Below are 22,802 nucleotides of genomic sequence, written 5' to 3'. Positions count from 1 at the left end.
CAGGCTCACGAAGTGGCAGCAGATCAAGGAAGACGCCAGGAAACGAAGCCGACCGCATCCGCGCTGACGTGGAGATCAAGCGGCTTGAGCGGACATCATTGAAACCTTCTGATTTCCAAGCCGTTATCGCCGGTATGTCCGGGGCTAAATCCAAGCCGAAATCGGTCTCCAAATCGCGCGATGCCGAGAAGTCGCGCCAGGAGAAGCAATCGACTGTCGAAGTCGCGTCTGAGATCGCCAGCGCGGCTCCGCCGCCGCTGGATTTCGTCGAACCCGATCCGGAGCTGACCCCTCAGGAGGCCGAGCAGGCGCGCAAGAGATATTTGCTGAGGCGTTTCTGGATCAGCGCGCGCGGTTACTGGGGCCGCGGAGGCGATAGGCGGGCTTGGCCGTACACGATCGGGTTATTGCTCCTGATCGTCATCAATGTCGGCTTCCAGTATGGGATCAATGTCTGGAATCGCGCAATTTTCGACGCCCTTGAGCAACGCAATGCGCGCACCGTCTATGTCCTGAGCGCCGTTTTCGTGCCGCTCGTGCTCGGCAGCGGAAGCCTTGTCGTTGCACAGGTCTTCCTTCGCATGACGATGCAGCGCCGCTGGCGTTCCTGGCTCACCAACGCGGTCATCGCGCGGTGGCTTGCAAGCGGCCGCTACTTTCAGTTGAACCTCGTCGGCGGCGATCACCAGAACCCCGAAGCCCGCGTCACGGAGGATTTGCGGATCGCCACCGAATCCCCGGTCGATTTCATCGCCGGTGTCATCAACGCGTTTCTGTCGGCCTCGACCTTCATCGTGGTGCTCTGGACGATCGGCGGGGCCTTGACCCTGACGATCGCAGGTTCGACGGTGACCATTCCCGGCTTTCTCGTCATCACCGCGGTGCTCTATGCGGCGATCACATCCACCTCGATGGCGGTCATTGGCCGCCATTTCGTCCACCTCTCCGAGGAAAAAAATCAGGCGGAAGCCGAATTCCGCTACACGCTGACGCGCGTGCGGGAAAACGGCGAGAGTATCGCATTGCTCGGCGGCGAGGAAGAAGAGCGTAGCGGCATCGACAAGACGTTCGCCTATGTGCTCAGGCAATGGGCGCTCCTTACAGGTCAGCACATGCGCACAGCGCTGGTATCGCAGGGGGCGAGTCTGTTTGCGCCTGTCGTGCCGGTTTTGCTTTGCGCTCCAAAGTTTCTCGAAGGCGGCATGACACTTGGACAGGTCATGCAGGCTGCCTCTGCCTTTGCCATTGTGCAGGGCGCGTTCGGATGGCTGGTCGACAACTACCCCCGTCTCGCCAATTGGAACGCCTGTGCACGGCGCATCGCCTCGCTGATGATGTCGCTCGACGGGCTCGAGCGCGCGGAGCAGAGCAACACGCTCGGACGCATAAAGCGCGGCGAAGCTGCAGGCGATGCGATGCTCAGCCTGAACAATCTCTCCGTGTCGCTCGACGACGGCACCGCCGTGGTCAAGGAAACCAAGGTCGTGATCGAATCAGGCGAGCGGGTGCTCGTCGCCGGCGAATCCGGCTCAGGCAAGAGTACGCTGGTGCGGGCCGTCGCAGGTCTGTGGCCGTGGGGTGGCGGCAGCGTCAACATCCACGCCGACAGACGACTGTTCATGTTGCCGCAACGGCCCTATGTCCCCACAGGGACGCTTCGCCGCGCAGTCGCCTATCCAGGCGCCGCCGATCGCTGGACGCTGGACGAGATCAAGGCTGCCCTCGACAAGGTCGGGCTCGATTATCTGAACGACAAGATCGAGGACGACGCGCCATGGGACCAGACCCTCTCGGGTGGCGAAAAGCAGCGGCTCGCCTTCGCGCGTCTTCTGCTGCACAGCCCCGATATCATCGTGCTGGATGAAGCAACGTCAGCACTCGATGAAAAGAGCCAGGACAAGATGATGGAGATGATCGTTCACGAATTGCCGAAGGTCACCATCATAAGCGTGGCGCATCGCGCCGAGCTGGAAGCCTTTCATAGCCGCAAGATCACCTTGGAGCGGCGCGAGGGCGGCGCAAAGCTTGTCAGCGATATCGATCTTGTCCAGCGCAAGAGAAGACGGAACTTGCTTGAGCGATTTATGCGGCGCCGGCGCGCCGCACCGAAGCGCAGCACGACCTCGAGCAAAGCGGCGCTGCCCGAGACAAAAAAGTGAAATCCGCCGATCGGGCCTCGGTTCTTGGTGAGCGGCTCCTCCGGCTGGCAGAATCCGGCATTCAAACGCCGGGCGTCCGGCCGCAGGACGCCCGGCGATCGATCTATCTTATTGCTTGCGCAAATCGGCCTGCGCCAGATCAAGCGCCTTGGCGATGCGGCCGCAGGCCATGTCGATCGTCTCGCGCGTCCAGATCAGCGGCGGCGACAGGATCATCGTATCGCCGGTGGCGCGCAGCATCATGCCCTGGGCAACTGCGTGCTCGCGAACGGTCACGGCCGCGCTCCCGGCCGGCAGGAAGCGCGCCTTGGTCGCCTTGTCGCTGACGATCTCGATCGCCGCCATCAGGCCGATCGAGCGCACCTCGCCGACCAGATCGTGACCGCCGACGTGCTCCTGCAGCGCCTTGGCGAAATAGGGTCCGGTGTCGTTCTTGACCCGATCGACCAAACCCTCCCGCTCGATGATCTCGAGGTTCTTCAGCGCCACGGCGCAGGCCACGGGGTGGCCGGCATAGGTATAGCCGTGATTGAACTCGCCGCCCTTCTCGACCAGCGTCGCGGCGATGCGGTCACCGACCAGCAGCGCCGACAGCGGCTGATAACCGGAGGTCAGCGCCTTGGCGGTGGTGATGGTATCGGGCTCGATGTCGAAGGTCTGAGCTGCGAACCACTCGCCGGTGCGGCCATAGCCGGTGATGACCTCGTCCAGCATCAGCAGGATATCGTATTTGCGGCAGATGCGCTGCACTTCCGGCCAATAGCTCATCGGCGGTATCTTCACGCCCCCTGCTCCCATCACCGGTTCGCCGATGAAGGCGGCGACCTTGTCGGCGCCGGCTTCGAGGATGGCATCCTCGACGGCCTTGGCCGCGCGCAGGCCGAAATCATGGTCGCTTTCGCCGGGCAGAGCCAGCTCATAGGCATAAGGCATCATCACATGGACGATGTTGGGAACCGCGCCGTTGAGCTGCTTGTGCATCGGCTCCATGCCGCCCAGCGACGTGCCGGCGATGGTCGAGCCGTGATAGGCGCTCTTGCGCGAGATGATGCGGTTCTTCTCCGGCTTGCCTTCCAATGCCCAATAGTGGCGCACGAGGCGCAGCGCCGTGTCGTTCGCCTCCGAACCGGACGAGCCGAAGAACACCTGGTTGACATGCTTCGGCGCCAGTTCCGCCAGCTTTTTGGCCAGCAGCACCGGTGTCGGGGTCGAGCATTTGAAGAAGGAATTGTAATAAGGCAGTTCCTTCATCTGGGCGTAAGCGGCGTCGGCCAGCTCATCGCGGCCGTAACCAATGTTGACGCACCACAGTCCGGCCATGCCGTCGAGGATTTCCGTGCCTTCGGAATCGTAGATGAACGGCCCGTTGGCGTGGGTGATGATGCGTGAGCCGGCCTCGCGCATCTCCTTGTGGTCGGTGAACGGATGAAGGTGATGCGCAGCATCGATCTGCTGAAGCTGCTTCAGCGAATAATTCTGATAGGTCATGTCTGATCTTCCTCTTGAACCAATCCGGCAATTGCAGACAATCCGGCAATTGCAGCGGGGGCGGATCCGTCAGAGGAAGGCGGGCGGCGAATAGCCGATGCGGGCGCAAAGCCGCAAAAGCTCGGCGCGAAGCGTGCGCGGCGACGGCGTCACCGCCACCCCAAACGCGCATGATGCCTTCATCCAAGCCATGCAGCATCTTAGGCGGTCTGATGCGATCAGTTCAAGCCGTTCCGTCAAGCCGTTCCGGTCAGCGCCCGTTGCAGGAAGACATACTTCATCGCCGCCTGTGCCGCTTGCGGCCGGCGATCGCCGCGCCCGCCATGGCCGCCCTCGGTCTCCTCGAAAAACAGCGTCTTCGCGTGGCCGGCAGCCTGCAGCCGCGCCGCCATCTTGCGCGCATGGCCGGGATGGACGCGGTCGTCGGCCGTCGATGTGGTCAGCAGCACCGGCGGATAGGCGGCATCGGGCTCGACATGCTGATAAGGCGAGTAAGCCGCCAGCGACGCGGCCTCTTCCGGCTTCGCCGGATCGCCATACTCGGCCATCCAGGATGCGCCGGGCGGCAGCTCGGTGTAGCGCAGCATGTCGAGCAGCGGCACGTCGATGATCACCGCACCGAAAAGCTCCGGATGCTGGGTCAGCGAAACGCCGGTCAGCAAGCCGCCATTCGAGCCGCCCTGGATGCCGAGCGTCGCCGGCATGGCGATGCCTCGTTCCACCAGGTCTTGCGCGACCGCGGCGAAATCGTCGAAGGCGTTCTGGCGATTAGCCTTGAGCGCGGCCTGATGCCAGTTCGGACCGAACTCGCCGCCGCCGCGGATATTGGCCTGCACATAGGCATTGCCCTTTTCCAGCCACAGCCGGCCGCGCACGCCGGCATAGCCGGGCAGCAGCGGCACTTCGAAGCCGCCATAGCCGTAAAGCAGCGTCGGCACCGGCCCGTTCTGGTCGCGCCGCCTGACGACGAAATAAGGGATTTTGGTGCCGTCCTTCGAGCGTGCCTCGAACTGTTCCGAAACCAGCGACGACGCATCGAAACGCGCCGGCTGCGATTTCACGGTTGTCAGCATCGCTGCATTGTCGTCCGACCAGATGATCGAGCTCGGCGTCAGGAAATCGGTGAAGGAGAAGGACACGCTGGAGCCGAAACGCTCGGCGTGGCTGATGCCGACACTGCCGTTTTCGGGCAGCGCCACCGGCTGCAGCGACCAGCCGCTGCCGCTGCGATCGCAGGCGACGACCTTGCCGCGCACGTTGTCCATCAGATTGATGAACAACCGGTCCCGCGTGCGGGCAATGCCGGCAATCGAGACACGATCCGCCGGTTCGAGCACGGTTTCGACAGGTCCGAGCGCTTTGGTTTCGATCCAGCGCGCAAAGTCCAGTGAATAGAGGCCATCAGGCTTGCACAGCGTGCCGTCCGGCGCCGTCCACGGGCTGCGCACCCCAAAGACGAACTGATCCCTGAACAGCACCGTGTCGGTAACGTCGTCCGGCAACGGGATACGCCTGTTTTCGCCGGAAGGCAGACGCAGAAAACTGTGCGAGGCAAAGAAATCGAGCGTCCGGGTCAGCAACAGATGCCGCTTGTCACCGTCGAATTCGAGGGAACCGCCGGCGGCGAGATCCTGCTTCTGCGCCTCGAAAATCGGCGTCGCATCCTCCAGCCTGGTGCCGCGCTGCCAAAGCTTGACCACGCGCGGATAACCGGACTGGGTTTTTTCGTCCTCTTCGAAGGCAGCCGAGACGATGACCGTGTCCTTGTCCAGCCAGTTGAAGCCCGACTTCGAGGCAGGAGCACGAAAGCCGCCCTCGACAAAGGACTTGCTGTCGATGTCGAATTCGCGCATTTCGCTGGCGTCGCCGCCATCCGGCGACAGGCTGAGCAGGCAGCGGCTGAAATCGGGGTAAAGCCGGCTGGCGCCGCTGAACACCCATTTCACACCCTCCTTGGCTGACAGACTGTCGAAGTCGATGATCGTCTCCCATTCCGGCTTCTCGGTCTTGTAGGAAGCGACCGGAGTGCGCCGCCAGAGGCCGAGCACGTTGGTCTTGTCCTGCCAGAAATTATAGACGTGGCCGTTGAGGGCTGACCCGACCGCAATGTTGTCTTCTGCCGTCATCAGGTCCAGTGCGGTTTGGAAGCAGGTCTGGTAGGATGGATCGCCCTGCAACTCGGCGACCGTGATCTCGTTCTGACGGTGAACCCAGTCGAGCGTTTCCTTGCCCGTTCTGTCCTCCAGCCAGAGAAAGGGATCCTCAGTCGCCGAATTGGGACGCGTCTTTGTGTTCGAACTGGTCATGTGGTCTCCGATAAATTCGTCAAGGCTCGGCAACGTCGTCTTGCCACTATCGGTATTCAACTTGGAACGCAAAAGGAGCCATTGCGCTGTTGGCCTCCTAAGGTGGGGCCGCCTGCCACCCGCAGGCCACGAGGGAACTCCATGCAACATCTGTACATTGCCAAAGAGAAGTTCGGTCCTTTCACCGGCACTGCGTGGACCATGTACATCAACTGGTCCGGCCTCACCCAATTAAGCGAGGTCGTCTCACTCGATGGAATGCTCGGGCCGGTCGCGCTGGGAGAGGTAAAGGACAGCTACTGGCCCCATATTGTTAACGAGGACTACATGCTCGATTTCTTTGTGGACCTGGACTTCCTCCTTTCGGAGTTGGCCGATCCGGGCGACTTGAATGTCCTTAATGTGATCCGAAGACCATCGATTGACGTGCGTTCACTCGACTGGAACGGATTTACCTTCCTGGGCTACGACTTGTTGGATCAAGACGTCTCCATAAGCGCTCTGACCAACTGCGGAGGATTTCCTGACGTGTTTGCGAACACGGAACTGTCCGATGTTGGATTGATACCCGATTTTGATCGCGCCGTTGAAATTCGAGACCTTCTACGCAGGATGCATCCCTCTGAACACCATGCCGAATGTGATTTATGGGCCATTTCCAGATGGCAAGGAAATGAAGGCACCCCGCAATTGTATTAATGCATGTCGCGCAAAAGTGTGCAGCGGTTTTGCGATAACGACATGCAAAAACAACAACCTAAAGCGCGTCGCATCAGACGCCACGCGCTTTAGACCGCTCGCCCCCGCAATACTGTTGTGACCGCCAACGCCAGACAAATGGCGCCAAGCGTGATCGGCAGACCGTCCGCACCGAGAATATCCATGGCGCCGCCCGCCAGCGGCGGCACGGCGATGCCGCCGACGCCCCACATTAGCGAGAAGGCAGCGTTGCCGGCGACCAGTGCCGAGCCGGTGAACCGCTCGCCAAGCTCGATGATCGACATCGTGTAGATGCCGTAGGAAACCGCACCCCAGACAAACACGCACGGCCAGATCAGCGGCGTCTCGATGAGAACCGGCAACAGCACGCATCCAAGCACCGTTAGCGATACACAGATAAATCGCACCAGACGCGCCGTCAGCCGTTCCGCCAGCAGGCCGAGCGGCACCTGCATGGCGATGTTGCCGGCGATCATGACAGACAGCAGCGCCGACATGCGCGCCTCCGCGATGCCATAATGCGCTCCGTAGACCGGCAGCAGTGCCAGCACCCCCTGTTCGAAACCGGCGGCCACCACCACCGCCGACAGCAGCAGCCATGCCATCGGCATGAACCCCATCACCGAAACCTGGTGCCCGGCTTCATCGACCTTTGGCAGCCGTCCCAGCACCAGCGCCAGGCAGGCGCCGCAAAAGACGAATGCGGCGATGCCGACGAGAAACGGCGGCCATCCTTCGGTGCCGACCGCAAGCAGGCACAGCGGGCCGGCCGCGAAACCTGCCGAAATGACTGTAGAATAGATGCCCATCACGCGACCGCGGCGCGCCGGAGGCGCTAGCGCGATCACCCAGATCTCGCTCAGCACATAGAGCGGATTGGTCACCACGCCGATCAGGAAGCGCAGTGGAAACCAGAGATAGACATTTTGCGTCCAGCCGATCAGCGCCAGCATGATCGCGGAAAGGGCCGCGCAGGTCAGCGCCGTGCGCCCTGCCCCGAACCGGCGCGCCAGCGCCGGGATGAGCGGCGACGAGACGATAAAGCCGACCGGAGTCATTGCCGCCGACAGGCCGATCATGGCCGGCGAGACGCCCTGGCGCTGCAGGATGAAGCTCAGCAGCGGGTAGCTCAGCCCTTGCGCGATGGCGAACACCGAAACGGTGGCGATCACGCCGGTGATCGCCGCCCACTGCACTGTCTGGTCGCTGTTCTGTTCCGCCCGGTCCATGATCCGCACCACGAAGCCTGCACGATTAGCGTTTCGGCGGCGTGCCGGGAAGCACCGGCGGCAGGAACCGCTTGCGCCAGCCAGAGCATGCCTTGTTAAGGACTCCGCGGCGCCATTCAGGCCACTACGGAAAATACCGGGCAATCGCCCCCTTCCTGCCCTCCGCGTAAGGCTTCAGCCACTTGTCGTCGATGGAGAGCCCGTCATTGTCCGACGGTCCTTCTCCAATCGTTCTGCGCCAGGCGCGGAACTTGTAGTGGTCGAACACGTCGAGCATATGCACCGCAAAGGCCGCAGCGAACGTCTTGTCGCCTTCGACGATCACCATGTTCTCGTCGTTTTCATAGGACGCCTTGTAGCCAAGGTTGTGGCTGCCGGCGATGACGGTCGCGTTGTCGGCCATCGGATCGATGATGACGATCTTGTCGTGCACGATCGCATGGCCGACGGTCAGCACTTCCGCCTGGAAATCCCGCGCAACGGAGGCCCCCGTCAGGTTGGCCGCCCTGACGATGGAGACGTTCGGCGCCTCCCAGACCTTCTCCGGAAAGACGAATGGCGACTTGCCGTCCTTGTTCGATTTGTTGGTGACTGAATCCCGGGTCGGAGCAATATAGTTGGGCATGGCGGTGTGATCGCTGATTGCGCCCTGCACGATCAGCTTTGGATTCGCCGTCGCCGCCGCGACCGCCTGATCGATGACCGAATTGTTGCCAAGCCGCGACGGATTGAACACGAGAAAGAGCACCGCCTCCTTCGCCGCCTTGATCCGTGCGAAAACATCTTCGAGATCGACAGGCCGCACCGAGATGTCCTTTTTGCTGCGGTCGGGATCGTTTGGCGAGAACCAGATGGTGGTCCCATCGACATGGTTCGGTGTGCGATTCTTCAGGCGAAACGGCCTGCCTTGCTTCTGCGCCACACGTCCGGCGGCGCTATCGCTCGCCGGCGGCGGGAACACGTCGGCCTTCATCCTTTCCCAATAGGCATCGAACACTTCGGCCATGGCAGGGTCGTCGCGGATGAAGGCGTTGTTGGACTGTCCGCAAATGCCCGTCGACGTCCAATTGGTGCTGCCGGTCATGACCGCTTGCGGATTGCCCTGGGCGTCGCGGTAGACGGCAAACTTGTTGTGGCCGATATGATTGTTGTTGAACAGACGGTTCGTCAGCACGACGCCGGCGTCGCGCAGCCGCTTTCTGAAGGGCGCGTTGCCCGCGTCCCACGCCTTGGTTTGTTCATCCCTGCCCGAATTCGAAAGAATGACGTCGACGACATCCTTGGCGTCGATGATCGCGTCGCACAACTCGTCATCGCCAAGCTCGTAGAGGGCAAGCCTGACAGTGCCGCCCTCGGCCTTGGCCCGTTTCATCAGGCTGGTGAGCACATCCGGAACCTCGCCGTGAAGATAGGCGCGTATCTTGCTGCCGGGACGCTGAAGCTCGGCCCTGATCTTGTCGCGCTGCCCGACCTTGATGCCGGCATCTTCGAGGGCGCGCGACAGCCATTGCGTCGAGAGCACGCCGTTGGTGAAGGCGAGCCGCGCCTTGCCAAACATCGATCCCAGGAAGATGGTCGGGCTGACGGCGCCTTGTCCGAGATAGCCGAGCGGCCGAGCCGCTCCGGTATAGGCTTTCTCGGGCCGCACCGGCACCGGATCGAGGCCGGGCCGCATGTCGCCGACCGGACGCACCCGGTAGGCGACCAATTCGCCATCCGGCCTGATTTCGACGCTGTCGCGGCGCCGCCGCACCGTAAGATCGCGCCAGAATGTCTTCTGCACCGGCCAGACGCCGGTATCCTGCGGAATCCAGTCCTTGTTGCGTTGCCCCCGGAAAGGCACCCAGGACGCCAGACAGCGTTCCTCGCCGGTCCCGGGATAGATGCGGACGATCTCGAAGCCGAGACAGCCGTCGATCATTCCGTCAATATCCCAGGCAATGAAAGCGACTTCGTTGTTGGTCGCTGCACGCACGCTGACAACATCCGACACGGAAATAGTCTCCCTCAGGACGGTTTGTATTCAATGTACTTACTCAATATGACGTGATCGCAACGTGACATGTTTCGCAGTTCGGGCAGCAGATCTGGATTCGCCCTGGTGCGTCCGGCTGGCGAACGTCCATGTCGCTTCCCTCGTCCTAGTGGTCGCCGCCTCCGCAATGGCGGGACGGCGGTCGGTCCATTATGCCGCCGCACCGTCGCAGCGCACGAGGACTATCATGACCGCCGCCCTTCATCCCGCCGAACCGGCATTGGCAAACGACCGCGCCCGTCGCGGCGGCCGCGCGGGCAAGCGCGCCGGCGCAGCGGCGGCATTCGAGCAGCCGCCTTTCCGTCAGCTGAAAATCCCGCTGACGCCGACCAGGCTGGTCTCCGACGACGAGCTGGAATCGATCCACCTCGCCTCGCTGCGCGTTCTCAGGGAAATCGGCGTCGACGTGCTGCACGACGAGGCAAGGCGCATCATGAAGGCGCATGGCGCGGATGTCCGCGAAGGCAGCGAGCGGGTGCGCTTCGACAGCGACATGATCCTCGAGCTGGTTTCGCACTGCCCGTCGGAATTCACCATCCATGCCCGCAATCCGGCGCACAATGTCCGCTTCGGCGGCGACAACCTGATCATCTCGATGATGGCATCGGCGCCCAATTGTTCCGACATCGATCGCGGCCGCCGGCCGGGCAACCAGCAGGACTACCGCAACTTCCTCAAACTTGCGCAGATGCACAACATCCTCAACTGCACCGGCGGCTATCCGGTCGAGCCGATCGATATCCATCCGTCCGTCCGCCACCTCGAATGCATCCGCGATCTGAGCGTGCTCACCGACAAGGTGTTCCACATCTACTCGCTCGGCCAGGAGCGCAATGTCGACGGCATCGAGATCACCAGGATCGCGCGCGGCATCAGCGACGAACAGCTTCTCGAACAGCCGTCGGTGTTCACCATCATCAACACCAATTCGCCGCTCAAGCTCGACGTGCCGATGATGGAAGGCATCATCCAGATGTCGAGCAAGGGCCAGGTCGTCATCGTGACGCCGTTCACCCTGTCGGGCGCCATGGCGCCGGTGACCATCGCCGGTGCGCTGGTGCAGCAGAATGCCGAGGCACTGTCCGGCATTGCCTTCGCCCAGATGGTGCGCAAGGGCGCGCCCGTCGGCTATGGCGGTTTCACCTCCAACGTCGACATGAAGTCCGGCGCGCCGGCCTTCGGCACGCCGGAATACATGAAGGCGCAATTGGTCGGCGGCCAGCTCGCTCGCCGCTACAACATCCCCTACCGCACCTCCAACACCTGCGCCGCCAACACGGTCGACGCACAGGCCGCCTATGAAAGCGTGTTCTCGCTGTGGGGCGCCATCCAGGGCGGCGGCAATCTGATGATGCATGCGGCCGGCTGGCTGGAAGGCGGCCTGCGCTGCTCCTACGAGAAGACCATCCTGGACATCGATCTGCTGCAGATGGTGGCGGAGTTCCTGACACCGCTCGACCTCTCCGAGGAGGCCCTCGGCTTCGACGCCATCCAGTCCGTCGGTCCGGGCGGCCATTTCTTCGGCACCCAGCATACCCAGGACCGCTACAAGACCGCATTCTATTCGCCTATCATCTCCGACTGGCGCAATTTCGAGACCTGGGCGGAAGCCGGATCGCCGACAGCTATCGAAAAAGCCAATCGGGTGTGGAAGGAGCGGCTGGCCTCCTATGAAGAGCCCTACATGGACCCGGCTATCCGCGAGGAGCTCGACGCCTTCGTCGACAAACGTCGGTCCGAAGGCGGCGCGCCGACTGATTTTTGATCATCTGTATTGATTTGATGAACAGGCGACTCCCACTCCGTCGAGCTTCGCTCGACACCTCTCCCCCGATCGACGGGGTAGAGGAAGGGCGTGAGATTATTCCAGCCGGAGCGCTTCTCCATTTTGTTTTCACGCCCCGCTCACCCGATTCAATCTCTTCAAAAACGGAACTATCTTCATGAAATCTCATACAAAAGCGGTTGTCATCGGTGGCGGTGTCGTCGGCTGCTCGGTGCTTTACCATCTGGCCAAGGCCGGCTGGACCGACATCATGCTGATCGAGCGTTCGGAGCTCACCTCCGGTTCGTCCTGGCATGCGGCGGGCGGCTTCCATACGCTCAATGGCGATCCCAATGTCGCCAAGCTGCAGGCCTATACTGTGCAGCTTTACAGGGAGATCGAAGAGCTTTCCGGCCAGTCCTGCTCGCTGCACCTGACCGGCGGCGTGATGATGGCCGACACGCCGGAGCGCATGGACTTCCTGCGCCTTGCTCACGCCAAAGGCCGCTATCTCGGCATGGACACCGAGCTGATCACGCCGTCAGAGGCCAAGGCGATGTTCCCGCTGATGGACGAGACCAATTTCGTCGGCGCCATGTGGGATCCGGTCGAAGGCCATCTCGATCCTTCCGGCACCACCCACGCCTACGCCAAGGCGGCCAGGAAGCTCGGCGCCGAAATCGTGCTGCGCAACCGCGTCGTCGAGCTGACGCAGGAGGTCGACGGCACCTGGAACGTCGTTACCGAGCAAGGCACGGTCAAGGCCGAGCATGTCGTCAACTGCGGCGGCCTGTGGGCGCGCGAGATCGGCCGCATGGTCGGCGTCGAGCTGCCGCTGCTGGCCATGGAGCATATGTACCTGTTGACCGAGCCGATGCCGGAGGTCGAGGAATTCAACAAGTCGACCGGCCGCGAGATGATCGGCGTTATGGACTTCAAGGGCGAGATCTACACCCGCCAGGAACGCAACGGCATCCTGCTCGGCACCTATGAAAAAGCCTGCAAGCCATGGTCTCCGGTCAACACGCCGTGGGATTTCGGCCATGAATTGCTGCAGCCCGACATCGACCGCATCGCGCCGTCGCTGGAAATCGGCTTCAAGCATTTTCCCGGCATCGAGAAGGCCGGCATAAAGCAGATCATCAACGGTCCCTTCACCTTCGCGCTCGACGGCAATCCGCTCGTCGGCCCGGTGCAGGGCCTGACCAATTTCTGGTGCGCCTGCGCCGTCATGGCCGGTTTCTCGCAGGGCGGCGGCGTCGGGCTGGCATTGTCGAACTGGATGGTCCATGGCGATCCCGGCTTCGACGTCTGGGGCATGGACGTCGCGCGCTTCGGCGAATGGGCGACGCTGCGCTACACCAATGCCAAGGTCCGCGAAAACTATTCGCGCCGTTTTTCCATCCGCTTTCCCAACGAGGAACTGCCGGCGGCACGCCCGGCCCAGACCACCCCGCTTTACGACACGATGCTGGCCAACAACGCCGTCATGGGCGACAGCTGGGGCCTCGAAACCCCGCTCTGGTTTGCCCCGAAAGGCACCGAGCCGAAGGACATCGTTTCCTTCCACCGCTCCAACGATTTCGGGCCGATCGGCGAGGAAGTGCGCGCCACCCGCGAGAAGGTCGGCGTCACCGAGATCGCCAACTTCGCCAAATACGAAGTCTCCGGGCCGGGATCGGAAGATTTCCTCAACCGGCTGATGACCAACCGCATGCCGAAGACCGGCCGCATTGTGCTGACCCCGATGCTGAACGAGTTCGGCAGGCTGATCGGCGATTTCACCATCGCCAAGGCGGGCGAAGAGCGCTTCATGATCTGGAGTTCGTCGGCGGCGCAGAAGTATCACATGCGCTGGTTCGAGAAGCACCTGCCGAAGGATGGTCCAGGGGCGTCACAGGTCCGCATTCACCGCTTTGACCAGACGCTGGTCGGCTTGTCGATCGCCGGGCCGAAATCACGCGACCTGCTGCAGAAACTGGTTGACGCCGACATCTCGACCAAGGCCTTCCGCTTCATGGACTTCCGCGAGATGGCGGTCGGCGGCGCGCCCTGCATGGTCAATCGCATCACCTATACCGGTGACCTCGGCTACGAGATCTGGATGGCGCCGGCCTACCAGCGTCTCGTCTACAAGGCGATCAAGGATGCCGGCGAAGAGTTTGGCCTGGTCGATTTCGGCATGCGCGCCCTGCTCTCGATGCGCCTGGAAAAGAATTTTCCGACCTGGTTCCGCGAACTGCGCCCGATCTACGGGCCGTTCGAGGGGGCGATGGACCGCTTCGTCAAGCTGGAGAAGAACGACTTCATCGGACGCGGCGCGGCAGCCGGGGAGCAGGCAGAAGGGCCAAAACTGCGCCGTGTCTCCTTCATCGTCGATGCCGCGGACGCCGACGTCATGGGCGACGAACCAATCTGGGCCAAGGTCGGCAAGGACTACGGCACAGTGGAGAAGCCGCACGGCTATGGCGCGCCGCGTTTCGACACGGACGGCAAGGAAGTGCGCGGCTCGAGCGCCGCGGAAGGCGCTTCGGCCGTGCGCGGCATCGTCGACGGCGACTGGCGCGTGGTCGGCTGGGTGACCTCCGGCGGCTATGCCCATTATATCAAGAAATCGATGGCGCAAGGCTATGTGCCGGCGGCCTTGGCCGCGGACGAGAGCGCCGGACTGTTCGAGATCGAGATCCTCGGAAGCCGACGACCAGCCCGCATCAATGTCGAGCCGCCTTTCGACCCGAGCGGCGAAAAGATGCGGGCCTGAAAGCATTGGACCCAAAGGCCCGCCCTCGGGCCTGACCCGCGCGGCCGATTGATATCGGGAGGATAGGAAAATGAGCGATCCGGGCGTCGAGCGACGGTTCGGTCGTCATCGCAGGATCGCGCCGTTCGAGCCAGACGAAGCAGGCTCAATCGATGCGTTGCGCCTGAAGTCGCGGCAGAAGGCCGCTGAACTCAACCAGCATGTGCTTGGCTACGGCGCACTGGCGGAAGCCGAGTGGCACGCCGCCGGCATTGCTGCTCCCGACCTGCCCGCCATGCGCCAATACCGGCTCGATCGCATCCGCGCCGAGCTGAAGCGCCGCGGCTATGCGGGAGCCTTGCTCTACGATCCGATCAACATCCGCTATGCGACCGACTCGACCAACATGCAGCTCTGGGTCGCACACAATCCGACAAGACATTGTTTCGTTGCCACCGAAGGTCCGGTGGTGCTGTTCGACTATTTTTCCTGCGAGCACCTTTCCGACCACTCCGGCGTCGTCGACGAGGTTCGGCCGGCAGTGTCGTGGATGTATCTCTACAGCGGCGAACTCACCGAGCAAAAAGTCCGCCGCTGGGCCGCCGGGATCGCCGATCTGGTCAAGCAGCATGGCGGCGGTATCGGCCGCATCGCCGTCGATCACATCAATCCCGAGGGCGTCGAAGCGCTCGCCCGCCTCGGCATCTCGATCGGCAATGGCGAAGCGCTGATGGAAAATGCACGCCTGATCAAATCGCCCGACGAAATCCTGGCCATGCGCCGGTCGATCGTCGCCTGCGAGGCGGCGGTGGGTGAGATGGAAGCAGCATTGAGGCCAGGAATTTCCGAAAACGAACTGTGGGCCGAACTCCACCGCGGCAACATCGCGCGTGGCGGCGAATGGGTCGAAACCCGGCTGTTGACGTCCGGCCCGCGCACCAATCCCTGGTTCCAGGAATGCTCGTCGCGAACGATCGCAGCCGGCGATCTCGTCGCTTTCGATACCGACTTGATCGGCCCTTACGGTTTCTGCGCCGACCTGTCGCGCACCTGGCTCTGCGGCGACACCGAGCCATCCAACGAGCAACGCGAGCTGTTTCGCATCGCCGCCGATCAGATCGCCCACAACATCGGCCTGATGCAGCCGGGCACATCGTTCCGCGATCTTGTCGAACGCTCGGCGGTGCCGCCCGCAGATTGTTTCCCGGCGCGTTACGGCGTGCTCTATCACGGCGTCGGCCTGGCAGACGAATACCCGACGCTGCCGCATGCCATCGACTGGACCGAAGACACGCCCGACGGCGTGCTTGTGTCGGGCATGGTGCTTTGCGTCGAGAGCTATATCGGCCGGCTTGGCGGACGCGAGGGCGTCAAGATCGAAGAGCAGATCCTGATCACCGAAACCGGCAACGAGCAGCTTTCGACCTATCCGCTCGACGAGCGGCTGCTCGGCGACTGATTTTTTATGCGGTCGCCGCGACCACCTCGCGCAGCGCCTCCACGATCTTTTCCGGTGTCGTTCTGGCAGTGATGAACGGCAGGCCCTTGCGCCGCGTTGTCCAGCCGACGACTGTGACCGCTTCCGCTGCCGGCTCGAAGCGCCGCGCATTGGCCCAGCTCTGGCAGTCGATGGCCGCGACATCGGCCTTGCCCTCGGCAATGGCGACGATCGAGGCGCGGTGGCCACCGCTTTCGCTGCGCTCGGAGAAAATGTCCAAGCTTTCGCCCAGCGCCTCCAGGTCACGCGCCGGCGCGATAATGCCCGACATGGAATCGAGGCTGTTGAAGGTAAAATGCTTGCCACGCAGGACATCGAGCGGGATGAGCGGGCTGCCGTCGGACGGTGAGCCAACCGTTGGCGCTTCACCTGCACGCATCACCAGCGCACTCGAATAGAGTTCACCCTGCCCGCCCTCGAACGCGTCGTAACGCGGCTGGCCGACCAGTTGAACATGCGTCGCCAGCCCGAGTTCCATCGGACCCCAGCAGGTCTGTGCGAACAGCAGCGCCGGATGCAGCCAGAGGCCGAAAAAATCCAACTCGTCCGGCGGCAGCGTCGCCGGATCGGGCGCCATGACCTTTCCGGCGGCGTCGCGGATGCCGCCTTCCACAGGCCGCAGATCGGCATTGACGCGAGCGATGGTCTGCGGCGCGTCGATGCCTTTTTGCCGGAAGGCATCACGCAGCCGCGCCCATTGGGCGTCGACCTCGCTCCGCATTTCAGACCAGTCGTACATCGGCAAGCCGGCAACGAAATCGCTCATGCCGGGACTTTGATCGTTACGCTGAGAAAAATTGACGAGGCCATTGACGCGCACCTGGGCATCGCTGCCGGCAATACCCAAAAATTCATTCTTTCGGCGGCTCGGCCGGTACCGGCGCACTGCCAAGCCCATTGAGGCTGCGCGCCCTGACGCGCGGCTTGAACGCCCGGCCCGGTTCCGGCGTGCGCCGCAGCACCGGGTGGACGATCGGCTCCTTGGCCTTGAAGGCATATGCCTTGAGCAGCGCGAAATAGTTCGGATAGGCATAGCCATTGTTCATCCGCAGCCACTCGTCACGGCGCTCGCGAAACAGCTTCGGCAGCCGGTACCAGGCCACCGTCGGGCTCTTGTGATGAACGAAATGCAGATTGTTGTTGAGGAACAGGAACGACAGCGGCGAACGTTCGACGATCACCGTACGGCCTTCCGGATGCTCCGACCACTGATGCTCGGCGAAGGTGCGGATCGAGATCAGCGACTGGCCCAGCCACACCGGCACCAGGATGTAGAGCCATAGCGGGATGCCGAAGCCGAACTGCACGACCGGCAGCACCACGGCGAGGCCGATGGCGTGCAGCAGCCATGCCTTGCGGATCACCTTGTCGCCGGCAAGCATCTGCCTGGCATCGTCGATGAAGAAGCCGGTGCACGACAGCCACGGGCCGAGAATGAGCCGGCCGATCATGGTGTTGTTGATCTTCAGCAGGAACTTCATCGCCGGCGGCAATTCGTCATGGTGCCACAGCGCCTTGTAGTAGCTTTCAGGATCGTCAAGCGGATCGGTCAGCCGTTCGTCGGCATGATGGCGCAGATGAATGGTCTTGAACCGCCGGAACGGCCAGACAAGACCAATCGGCAGGAAGACGAAAGCTTCGTTGAGCTGCGTATTGCGGGTTGGATGGCCGTGCAGGACTTCGTGCGCCAGCGAGGATTGCAGCGCCGCCATCAGGGCCAGAACGACGAGCGCCAGCAGCGGATAGGACGGCCACAGGAACAGGCCGGCTGCGAGCCAGGTGCCGTAGCAGAAAAACGCGAGGAAGACGGTCGGCCATTCGATGGCCGGTGCATTGCGTCGTCTGTTGCTTGTCATGGATCGACCACTGCCCTTCCAGTCGCCGGAACCGTTTTGATTCCTGACAGCATTGTGTCAGGAGCCTCGTGATGCTGCAACGCGACAAAGCGCACAAAATGTTGCGATTGCGCATTTTCAGCCGCATGTGTTATCTATTGTAAACGGACTTGAGGATTCATTTACGCCCAAAGTGCTACGTTGGCGGGTTCGGCGAATTTTTTTTCTCCCAATGGCCGGAATGACGATATGGACAAACGCGACCTGTCGACGGTCTTTCGGGAGCGCCTGAAAATGCTCCTGACACGATCGGATCTGAACCAGTCCGCCTTCGCGACTGCGGTGGGCATCGACCGCTCGGCGCTTTCGCAGCTGCTATCCGGTGCCTCGACACGCCTGCCCCGCGCCGAAACGCTGCTCAACATCGCCGCCGAATTCAAAGTGTCGCTCGACTGGCTGCTCGGCCTCAGCCAGGACGAAGGCCTCACCGGTGAAATCCGCGAGAGCCTGGAGATCGAGGAAGCGCCTGACGGCTTCGACCGCACGCTGCTGGCCAGATGGCATGCCGAGGCCGCGGGCACGAAAATCCGTTACGTGCCGGCTGGCATTCCCGATCTTCTGCGCACCGAAGCGCTCGTCGATTACGAGGCCGGTATCGCCAACAAGAGCCGTGAGGCCCAGGCCGGCGAGACGCAGTACCGCATCGACTACAACCGGCGGCCGGAAACCGACATGGAAGTCTGCATGCCGCGCCACACGCTGGAGATCTTTGCGCGCGGCCTGGGCGTCTGGGACCGTTTCCCTGAGGCCGCCCGCCACCAGCAGCTTCTTCACATGGCGACGCTGCTCGACGACCTTTATCCCACCTTCCGCCTGTTTCTCTATGACGGGCGGATGCGCTATTCGATCCCCTACACCATCTTCGGGCCTTATCGCGCCGCCATCTATGTCGGCGACATGTATCTGGTGCTGAACGCGACCCAGCCGGTCCGCAAGCTGACCAGCCATTTCGACAATCTGATCCGCGCCGCCGACATCAATGCGCACGAAGCCGCCAGCTTCACCCAAAGGCTGGCGGAAATGCGATTTTGACGGCTTGCTTCCTGCACCGACATTGACGTCATATAAAGATTTCTTTATATCCTTATCTCGACAAACAATCCGGAAGGCGTGATTTCCAATGACCAATCCAATCGACGCTTTGCTTGCCGAAAAGGGCGTCCTGCTCGCCGATGGCGCCACCGGCACCAATCTGTTCGCCATGGGGCTCGAGGCCGGCGAGGCTCCAGAGTTGCTGAACGAAACGGCGCCGGACACCATCACCAGTCTGCACCAGAACTTCGTCGAGGCCGGCGCCGACATCATCCTGACCAATTCCTTCGGCGGCACCCGCCACCGGCTGAAGCTGCACCATGCGCAGGACCGGGTTTACGCGCTGAACAAGCGCGCCGCCGAGATCGCCCGCGCCGTCGCCGATAAGGCCGGCCGCAAGGTCATCGTCGCCGGCTCGGTAGGCCCGACCGGCGAGTTGCTGGTGCCGCTCGGCGCCATGACCTATGAGGAGGCGGTCGAGGCCTTTGCCGAACAGATCGAGGGCCTGAAGGCCGGCGGCGCCGAAGTCGCCTGGATCGAGACCATGTCGGCGCCGGACGAAATCCGCGCCGCAGCCGAAGCCGCAATCCGCGTCGGCCTGCCCTATACCTACACCGGTTCCTTCGACACCGCCGGCCGCACCATGATGGGGCTGTTGCCGAAGGACATCCACGGCGTCGCCGATGGCTTGTCGCAGGCGCCGCTCGGTGTCGGCGCCAATTGCGGCGTCGGCGCCTCCGACATCCTCGCCTCACTGCTCGACATGACCGAGGCGAAGCCGGAGGCGACGGTGATCGTCAAGGGCAATTGCGGCATTCCGGAATTTCGCGGCGCCGAAATCCACTATTCCGGCACGCCCGAATTGATGGCCGACTATGTCAGGCTCGCCGTCGATGCCGGCGCAAAGATCGTCGGCGGTTGCTGCGGCACCTCGTTCGCCCACCTCGCCGCCATGCGCAAGGCGCTCGATGCCCACACAAGGTCGGATCGCCCGACCGTCGAAAAAATCGTCGAGCGCATCGGCCCGATGCGCAACAAGCAGGCGACGGTCAACACCGTCGAGAGCAGCGAAGCCCGCCGCGAGCGCCGGCGCAGCCGCGCCTGACGCAATTGAAAAGGCCGGCAAGGTTTCCCTGCCGGCCTGCCTCACCGCCCATCGGCGGTTTTCCGTATCAGAACGATCCCATCTGAGGAAAACCGGCCGTCATCACCATTACCGGTTACCGCCGAGTGCCGAGGCGAGGCGCACCAGCGAGAGAAACTCGGACCGGTAGCCGAACGGGTCGGCTCCCCGGGCGGCAGTGGCAATCTCCATGATCTTGTCGTAGCCGAACTTCGCGGTCGCATCCTCGTCGCGGAGCTTCTGGCCAAAAGCTGCGACGGCAACGGAGAAGCGCTGGTCGATGCTGGCCTGGTCGAAATCAGCAACTTCGTTGGCCGATGTCACCGGCGTGGTGATCAGCTTCGAGGCATCCCCGTTCGGCAACTTGTAGCGGATCTTGACGAAGGCATATTCGTCGGCATTGGCGACGCCGCCATTGTTCACCGCAGCCTGGCCGTAGCGCAGCGGATCGATCTTCTGGCCGCCGCTGCCATTCGGCGTGATCTCGTAGATCGCAGTGACCGAATGGCCAGAGCCGATCTCGCCGGCATCGACGCGGTCGTTGTTGAAATCCTCGCGGTTCAAGGCGCGGGTCTCGTAGCCGATCAGCCGGTATTCCGAGACTTTTTGCGGGTTGAACTCGACCTGGATCTTCACGTCCTTGGCGATGGTGAACAATGTCGAGGACGCATCCTCGACCAGCACCTTCTCCGCCTCGGCCAAAGTGTCGATATAGGCGGCGGTGCCGTTGCCGTTCTGGGCGATGGCCTGCATCATCTGATCGTTCAGGTTGCCGCGGCCGAAACCGAACACCGACAGGAACACCCCGGTCTTGCGCTCCTTTTCGATCAACCGCTTCAGATCGTCGTCGTCGGTCTGGCCGACATTGAAGTCGCCGTCCGTCGCCAGCATCACGCGATTGATGCCGTCGTTGACGAAGGATTTCTGCGCCAGCCGATAAGCTTCCTTGATACCTGCCTCGCCGGCCGTGCTGCCGCCGGGCGCCAACGTGTCGATGGCATCGAGGATCTTGTCCTTCTCCGAAACCTTCGTCGGCTCCAGTACAGTGCCGGCATTGCCCGCATAGGTGACGATCGAAACCGTGTCGTCGGGCTTCAATTTGTTGACCAGAAGCCGGAAGGCCGACTGCAGGAGCGGCAGCTTGTCCTGCTCGTTCATCGAGCCCGACACGTCGATCAGGAAGACCAGGTTGGCCTTGGGCTGCTCGGCCGGCTTGGCGTCGAAACCCTTGATGGCGACATGCATCAGCCTGGTGTGCTCGTTCCACGGCGTCGGCATGACGCTGACGGTCGAGTTGAACGGCGTCGAGGCAACGTCCGGACCTTTCCAGTCATAGGGGAAGTAGTTGATCATCTCCTCGACGCGGACCGTGTCGGCCTGCGGCAAAGCACCTTCCCTGAGCGAGCGCCGCACGAAGGAATAGGAGGCCGTGTCGACATCGATCGAGAAGGTCGAGACCCGGTCTTCGAGCGCGGCACGTACCGGATTGCTCTTGAAATCCCCGACGCGGTCGCGGTTTTGCTCCGGCAGCATCTGGTCGGCCGGCATGGCCTGCGGCTGTACCATCAGCTTGGATTCGGCGCCTGGCATGCGGCCAGCCCGCGTGGCTCCGTCGGCTTCCGGAGGAGATATAGACATCATCACTCTGCCAGACGGCGCAGCTCCACCATCCCTTGCGAACTCACCTTTCGGCGCAGGTGCCGGCTCGGGCGCCGCATTGCGGGCCAGAGCGTCCTGCTGCGCCAGGCCGGCAGCCGATTGTGGCTTCGGCGGCGATGCCGGCGCGACAAGCGCCTCGGCTACGACGCGGTTTTCGGCGTCGGCATCGGCTTTCTTCCGCTTGTCGGCCTCGGCTACGGTGAGCGGCCTTACCGTTGCCGGCGCTTTAGCCGCTGGTTTATCGGCCAGCGTTTCGGTGATCTTCTCGTCCCCACCGGAATAGAACGGCTGCTCCTGCAGCATATAGATCGTGGCGTATCCGGCGATCGGCAGGGCGACGAGCCCGGCAATGGCCGGGGTGGCGAAGAGTTTCTTTTGCATGATTTCGCTCCAGAGCTTTTGTGCTCGCTCTGTGAGACGAAGCCCTTTCGCCGATCCTTGGGCGGCAGGTGAAGTTTTTTCGCCCACGTCGTAGGCACGCATGGCCGCCCCTAAGGCACGCGCCTTCGCGTCGTTGCCGGGTGCCGGTGCTGCGATGTCGCGCAGCCTGTTGAGTTGGTTGTCGTCGACCATGATCACACTTCCCCGGCTGAAAGCATGAGCGCCTTCAACCGTTTCTTCGCTTCATGGATGTGCCAGGAAACCGTCGTCTCCGAGATGCCCATCGCCTCGGAAGCGAGTGCGTGGCTCAGCCCTTCGCCATAGACGAGCAGCACCGCGTCGCGCTGCTTGTCCGGCAGCATCCGCACCGCCGCCCAAAGCGCCTCGGCTGGATCTTCGGGCTCGGCCGGGGCCTCTCCCGAGATCAGCTCGTAAGCCCCGTAGGCTTCGGTCTTGATCGCCTCGCGGACGGTCTTGCGCATCATGTCGCGTGCTGCATTCAGCGTCATGGTATAGAGCCAGGTGGTGAAGGCGCCGCTGCCATGATAGTCGCGGATCGCCCGGCCGAGCCGGACGCAGACTTCCTGGGCGATATCCTCGGCATCGGCCTTTTTCCCGCACCAGCGATAGGCGGCGCGATAGACGAAATCATAATGCCTTTCGAGCAATTTGCCGAAAGCCCCCCTGTCACCGCCCTTCGCACGACCGATCAGCTCGGCGTCGGAGGCTTCGCTTTCATCCAGCATCATCGCCATCATTTGCCTGTTGGACG

At 62.5% G+C, this 22,802-nt stretch carries 16 protein-coding genes; 7 read left to right on the top strand and 9 right to left on the bottom strand.

The genetic code is table 11. The annotated features are described in order from the left end of the window. Positions 1-134: 134 nt before the first annotated feature. Complete coding sequence (locus AC0L2A_RS04600) at positions 135-2,159, top strand: ABC transporter ATP-binding protein/permease (RefSeq protein ID WP_473607752.1); 2,025 nt, start codon at positions 135-137, stop codon at positions 2,157-2,159. Positions 2,160-2,267: 108 nt separating this feature from the next. Here AC0L2A_RS04600 and AC0L2A_RS04595 read toward each other — a convergent pair whose 3' ends face one another. The 3 genes from AC0L2A_RS04595 to AC0L2A_RS04585 all read right to left on the bottom strand — a co-directional run bounded on the left by AC0L2A_RS04595 (position 2,268) and on the right by AC0L2A_RS04585 (position 5,953). Next, positions 2,268-3,647 carry an aspartate aminotransferase family protein gene (locus AC0L2A_RS04595; RefSeq protein ID WP_473607751.1) on the bottom strand — a complete coding sequence of 460 codons (1,380 nt, stop codon included), beginning with the start codon at positions 3,645-3,647 and terminating at the stop codon, positions 2,268-2,270. A 69-nt stretch (positions 3,648-3,716) separates the two neighbouring features. Then, positions 3,717-3,839, bottom strand: a complete 123-nt coding sequence (locus AC0L2A_RS04590; RefSeq protein WP_091599613.1) for a capsid protein — start codon at positions 3,837-3,839, stop codon at positions 3,717-3,719. Positions 3,840-3,883: 44 nt separating this feature from the next. Beyond that, positions 3,884-5,953 carry a prolyl oligopeptidase family serine peptidase gene (locus tag AC0L2A_RS04585; protein ID WP_473607749.1) on the bottom strand — a complete coding sequence of 690 codons (2,070 nt, stop codon included), beginning with the start codon at positions 5,951-5,953 and terminating at the stop codon, positions 3,884-3,886. A gap of 141 nt (positions 5,954-6,094) precedes the next feature. Here AC0L2A_RS04585 and AC0L2A_RS04580 point away from each other — a divergent pair, with 141 nt between their 5' ends. Continuing rightward, a complete protein-coding gene (locus AC0L2A_RS04580) occupies positions 6,095-6,652 on the top strand; it encodes a hypothetical protein (protein WP_473607748.1) in 558 nt (185 codons plus the stop codon). 89 nt (positions 6,653-6,741) lie between these two features. Here AC0L2A_RS04580 and AC0L2A_RS04575 read toward each other — a convergent pair whose 3' ends face one another. Further along, positions 6,742-7,902: an MFS transporter gene (locus AC0L2A_RS04575; RefSeq protein ID WP_473607747.1), complete on the bottom strand. Its 1,161-nt coding sequence runs from the start codon at positions 7,900-7,902 to the stop codon at positions 6,742-6,744. A gap of 124 nt (positions 7,903-8,026) precedes the next feature. Continuing rightward, positions 8,027-9,895: a phospholipase D-like domain-containing protein gene (locus AC0L2A_RS04570; protein ID WP_473607745.1), complete on the bottom strand. Its 1,869-nt coding sequence runs from the start codon at positions 9,893-9,895 to the stop codon at positions 8,027-8,029. Between the two features lie 229 nt (positions 9,896-10,124). Between AC0L2A_RS04570 and AC0L2A_RS04565 the strand changes: the two genes are divergently transcribed. From AC0L2A_RS04565 to AC0L2A_RS04555, 3 genes are all read left to right on the top strand, one after another. After that, positions 10,125-11,702 (top strand): trimethylamine methyltransferase family protein, encoded by a 1,578-nt coding sequence (locus AC0L2A_RS04565; protein WP_473607744.1) that lies wholly within the window; start codon positions 10,125-10,127, stop codon positions 11,700-11,702. Positions 11,703-11,880: 178 nt separating this feature from the next. Next, a complete protein-coding gene (locus AC0L2A_RS04560; RefSeq protein ID WP_473607743.1) occupies positions 11,881-14,463 on the top strand; it encodes a GcvT family protein in 2,583 nt (860 codons plus the stop codon). A gap of 70 nt (positions 14,464-14,533) precedes the next feature. Further along, on the top strand, positions 14,534-15,901 hold the full coding sequence (locus AC0L2A_RS04555; protein ID WP_473607741.1) for a M24 family metallopeptidase: 1,368 nt from the start codon (positions 14,534-14,536) through the stop codon (positions 15,899-15,901). 4 nt (positions 15,902-15,905) lie between these two features. Here AC0L2A_RS04555 and AC0L2A_RS04550 read toward each other — a convergent pair whose 3' ends face one another. Both AC0L2A_RS04550 and AC0L2A_RS04545 read right to left on the bottom strand, forming a co-directional pair. Beyond that, positions 15,906-16,706 (bottom strand): phosphate/phosphite/phosphonate ABC transporter substrate-binding protein, encoded by an 801-nt coding sequence (locus AC0L2A_RS04550; RefSeq protein ID WP_128167258.1) that lies wholly within the window; start codon positions 16,704-16,706, stop codon positions 15,906-15,908. A gap of 85 nt (positions 16,707-16,791) precedes the next feature. Then, the gene (locus AC0L2A_RS04545) at positions 16,792-17,796 is read right to left on the bottom strand and encodes a fatty acid desaturase (RefSeq protein WP_473607740.1); all 1,005 of its coding nucleotides are present in this window, start codon (positions 17,794-17,796) and stop codon (positions 16,792-16,794) included. A 228-nt stretch (positions 17,797-18,024) separates the two neighbouring features. On the opposite strand from AC0L2A_RS04545, the gene AC0L2A_RS04540 reads away from it, so the two are divergent. Both AC0L2A_RS04540 and bmt read left to right on the top strand, forming a co-directional pair. After that, the gene (locus AC0L2A_RS04540; protein WP_027154489.1) at positions 18,025-18,867 is read left to right on the top strand and encodes a helix-turn-helix domain-containing protein; all 843 of its coding nucleotides are present in this window, start codon (positions 18,025-18,027) and stop codon (positions 18,865-18,867) included. Positions 18,868-18,955: 88 nt separating this feature from the next. Beyond that, positions 18,956-19,972 carry a betaine--homocysteine S-methyltransferase gene (bmt, locus tag AC0L2A_RS04535; RefSeq protein WP_091599807.1) on the top strand — a complete coding sequence of 339 codons (1,017 nt, stop codon included), beginning with the start codon at positions 18,956-18,958 and terminating at the stop codon, positions 19,970-19,972. Positions 19,973-20,080: 108 nt separating this feature from the next. On the opposite strand, the gene AC0L2A_RS04530 is transcribed toward bmt, so the two are convergent. Together AC0L2A_RS04530 and AC0L2A_RS04525 are read right to left on the bottom strand one after the other, a co-directional pair. Further along, complete coding sequence (locus AC0L2A_RS04530) at positions 20,081-22,222, bottom strand: vWA domain-containing protein (RefSeq protein WP_473607738.1); 2,142 nt, start codon at positions 22,220-22,222, stop codon at positions 20,081-20,083. A gap of 2 nt (positions 22,223-22,224) precedes the next feature. Beyond that, entirely contained in the window at positions 22,225-22,785 is a 561-nt protein-coding gene (locus tag AC0L2A_RS04525) for an RNA polymerase sigma factor (RefSeq protein WP_128246520.1), read from the bottom strand. Positions 22,786-22,802: the final 17 nt, after the last annotated feature.

It is taken from the genome of Mesorhizobium sp. WSM4844 (assembly GCF_055811775.1).
The sequence above is the reverse complement of the archived record's forward strand: the minus strand, read 5'-3'. Positions and strand labels throughout refer to the sequence as shown.

Bases quoted from the DNA above. Each gene is read 5' to 3' on its own strand.
- AC0L2A_RS04600 (WP_473607752.1), top strand. From the start codon at position 135: ATGTCCGGGGCTAAATCCAAGCCGAAATCGGTCTCCAAATCGCGCGAT.
- AC0L2A_RS04595 (WP_473607751.1), bottom strand. From the start codon at position 3,647: ATGACCTATCAGAATTATTCGCTGAAGCAGCTTCAGCAGATCGATGCT.
- AC0L2A_RS04590 (WP_091599613.1), bottom strand. From the start codon at position 3,839: ATGGCTTGGATGAAGGCATCATGCGCGTTTGGGGTGGCGGTGACGCCG.
- AC0L2A_RS04585 (WP_473607749.1), bottom strand. From the start codon at position 5,953: ATGACCAGTTCGAACACAAAGACGCGTCCCAATTCGGCGACTGAGGAT.
- AC0L2A_RS04580 (WP_473607748.1), top strand. From the start codon at position 6,095: ATGCAACATCTGTACATTGCCAAAGAGAAGTTCGGTCCTTTCACCGGC.
- AC0L2A_RS04575 (WP_473607747.1), bottom strand. From the start codon at position 7,902: ATGGACCGGGCGGAACAGAACAGCGACCAGACAGTGCAGTGGGCGGCG.
- AC0L2A_RS04565 (WP_473607744.1), top strand. From the start codon at position 10,125: ATGACCGCCGCCCTTCATCCCGCCGAACCGGCATTGGCAAACGACCGC.
- AC0L2A_RS04560 (WP_473607743.1), top strand. From the start codon at position 11,881: ATGAAATCTCATACAAAAGCGGTTGTCATCGGTGGCGGTGTCGTCGGC.
- AC0L2A_RS04555 (WP_473607741.1), top strand. From the start codon at position 14,534: ATGAGCGATCCGGGCGTCGAGCGACGGTTCGGTCGTCATCGCAGGATC.
- AC0L2A_RS04550 (WP_128167258.1), bottom strand. From the start codon at position 16,706: ATGAGCGATTTCGTTGCCGGCTTGCCGATGTACGACTGGTCTGAAATG.
- AC0L2A_RS04545 (WP_473607740.1), bottom strand. From the start codon at position 17,796: ATGACAAGCAACAGACGACGCAATGCACCGGCCATCGAATGGCCGACC.
- AC0L2A_RS04540 (WP_027154489.1), top strand. From the start codon at position 18,025: ATGGACAAACGCGACCTGTCGACGGTCTTTCGGGAGCGCCTGAAAATG.
- bmt (WP_091599807.1), top strand. From the start codon at position 18,956: ATGACCAATCCAATCGACGCTTTGCTTGCCGAAAAGGGCGTCCTGCTC.
- AC0L2A_RS04530 (WP_473607738.1), bottom strand. From the start codon at position 22,222: ATGGTCGACGACAACCAACTCAACAGGCTGCGCGACATCGCAGCACCG.
- AC0L2A_RS04525 (WP_128246520.1), bottom strand. From the start codon at position 22,785: ATGGCGATGATGCTGGATGAAAGCGAAGCCTCCGACGCCGAGCTGATC.